General features: G+C 51.2%; 1 rRNA gene. It reads left to right on the forward strand.

From position 1 onward, the window contains the following. Positions 1 to 118: 118 nt before the first annotated feature. Positions 119 to 2,926, forward strand: a 23S ribosomal RNA gene (locus tag BKD14_RS18450). The last annotated feature ends 20 nt before the right edge of the window (positions 2,927 to 2,946 follow it).

The raw sequence follows: 2,946 nt of genomic DNA on the forward strand, positions 1-2,946 counted from the left end.
AAGCTGGTCTTTTCTGCTAATATCCGGGCGCACTATCTTCGGTGTGCTAGGCTTGCCAGTGTTTATCGTTAGACACTGATGTGAGCATAAAATCTTGATGGATATTGGCAATGAGAATAATCAAGTGAATTAAGGGCAATTGGTGGATGCCTTGGCATGCACAGGCGATGAAGGACGTGATACGCTGCGATAAGCGTCGGGGAGGTGCGAATACCCTTTGATCCGACGATTTCCGAATGGGGCAACCCACCTTAAATACCTAGAAAGTTTAAATCGTTCTTCGGAACGGTTTAGATTTCTAGGTATTGTTAATAAGGTATCTGCATCTGAATAAAATAGGGTGTAAGAGGCGAACGCAGGGAACTGAAACATCTAAGTACCTGCAGGAAAGGACATCAACCGAGACTCCGCAAGTAGTGGCGAGCGAACGCGGACCAGGCCAGTGGCTATAAAGAGACAAGCAGAAGAACCTGGAAAGGTTTGCCGTAGTGGGTGATAGCCCCGTATGCGTAATGCTCTTTGTAGTCCTTGAGTAGGGCGGGACACGTGAAATCCTGTCTGAACATGGGGAGACCACTCTCCAAGCCTAAGTACTCGTGCATGACCGATAGCGAACAAGTACCGTGAGGGAAAGGTGAAAAGCACCCCGACAAGGGGAGTGAAAGAGAACCTGAAACCGGTTGCCTACAAACAGTTGGAGCCCAAGATTTGTTCTGGGTGACAGCGTACCTTTTGTATAATGGGTCAGCGACTTAGTCTGACGAGCAAGCTTAAGCCGGTAGGTGTAGGCGTAGCGAAAGCGAGTCTGAACAGGGCGTTCAGTTCGTCGGATTAGACCCGAAACCGAGTGATCTAGCCATGAGCAGGTTGAAGGTTGGGTAACACCAACTGGAGGACCGAACCCATATCTGTTGCAATAGATTGGGATGACTTGTGGCTAGGGGTGAAAGGCCAATCAAACTCGGAGATAGCTGGTTCTCCGCGAAATCTATTTAGGTAGAGCGTTGGGCGAATACCTCAGGGGGTAGAGCACTGAATGGGTAATGGGGACTCACCGTCTTACTGATCTCAATCAAACTCCGAATACCTGAGAGTACTACCCAGCAGACACACGGCGGGTGCTAACGTCCGTCGTGAAGAGGGCAACAACCCTGACCACCATCTAAGGTCCCTAAGTTATGGCTAAGTGGGAAAGGATGTGAGGATCCCAAAACAACCAGGATGTTGGCTTAGAAGCAGCCATCATTTAAAGAAAGCGTAACAGCTCACTGGTCTAGATAAGGGTCTTTGCGCCGAAAATGTACCGGGGCTAAAGCCATACACCGAAGCTGTGGATGCACGTATGTGCGTGGTAGCGGAGCGTTCTGTAAGCCTGTGAAGGGATACTCGTGAGAGATCCTGGAGGTATCAGAAGTGAGAATGCTGACATGAGTAACGATAAAGAGTGTGAGAGACACTCTCGCCGAAAGTCCAAGGGTTCCTGCTTAAAGTTAATCTGAGCAGGGTTAGCCGGCCCCTAAGGCGAGGCCGAAAGGCGTAGTCGATGGGAACCACGTTAATATTCGTGGGCCTGTGGGTAGTGACGGATCGCGTGTGTTGTAAGGTCTTATTGGATTGATCTTGCAGCGAAGCGGTTCCAGGAAATAGCTCCCACATATAGACCGTACCCTAAACCGACACTGGTGGACTGGTAGAGTATACCAAGGCGCTTGAGAGAACTGCGTTGAAGGAACTCGGCAAATTGCACGCGTAACTTCGGAAGAAGCGTGACCCTTGTTTGCGCAAGCAGATGAGGGTGGCACAGACCAGGGGGTAGCGACTGTTTACCAAAAACACAGGGCTCTGCGAAGTCGCAAGACGACGTATAGGGTCTGACGCCTGCCCGGTGCTGGAAGGTTAAGAGGAGAGGTGCAAGCCTTGAATTGAAGCCCCAGTAAACGGCGGCCGTAACTATAACGGTCCTAAGGTAGCGAAATTCCTTGTCGGGTAAGTTCCGACCTGCACGAATGGCGTAACGACTTCCCCGCTGTCTCCAACGCAGACTCAGTGAAATTGAATTCCCCGTGAAGATGCGGGGTTCCTGCGGTTAGACGGAAAGACCCCGTGCACCTTTACTATAGCTTTACACTGGCATTTGTGGCGACATGTGTAGGATAGGTGGTAGACTTTGAAGCGGAGGCGCCAGCCTTCGTGGAGTCATCCTTGAAATACCACCCTTATCGTCATAGATGTCTAACTGCGACCCGTATATCCGGGTCCAGGACCGTGTATGGTGGGTAGTTTGACTGGGGCGGTCGCCTCCTAAAGAGTAACGGAGGCGCGCGATGGTGGGCTCAGAACGGTCGGAAATCGTTCGTCGAGTGCAATGGCATAAGCCCGCCTGACTGCAAGACAGACAAGTCGAGCAGAGACGAAAGTCGGTCATAGTGATCCGGTGGTCCCGTGTGGAAGGGCCATCGCTCAACGGATAAAAGGTACGCCGGGGATAACAGGCTGATGACCCCCAAGAGTCCATATCGACGGGGTTGTTTGGCACCTCGATGTCGACTCATCGCATCCTGGGGCTGGAGCAGGTCCCAAGGGTATGGCTGTTCGCCATTTAAAGCGGTACGTGAGTTGGGTTCAGAACGTCGTGAGACAGTTCGGTCCCTATCTGCCGTGGGTGTAGGAATATTGAAAGGATCTGTCCCTAGTACGAGAGGACCGGGATGGACGTATCTCTGGTGGATCTGTTGTCGTGCCAACGGCATAGCAGAGTAGCTATATACGGACTAGATAACCGCTGAAGGCATCTAAGCGGGAAACTAACCTTAAAACGAGTATTCCCTATCAGAGCCGTGGAAGACCACCACGTTGATAGGCCGGATGTGGAAGTGCAGTAATGCATGCAGCTGACCGGTACTAATAGCTCGATCGACTTGATTGTTCTCATTATCAATATCCATC

The organism is Pseudochrobactrum sp. B5 (assembly GCF_001939785.1).
GTDB lineage: Bacteria > Pseudomonadota > Alphaproteobacteria > Rhizobiales > Rhizobiaceae > Pseudochrobactrum > Pseudochrobactrum saccharolyticum.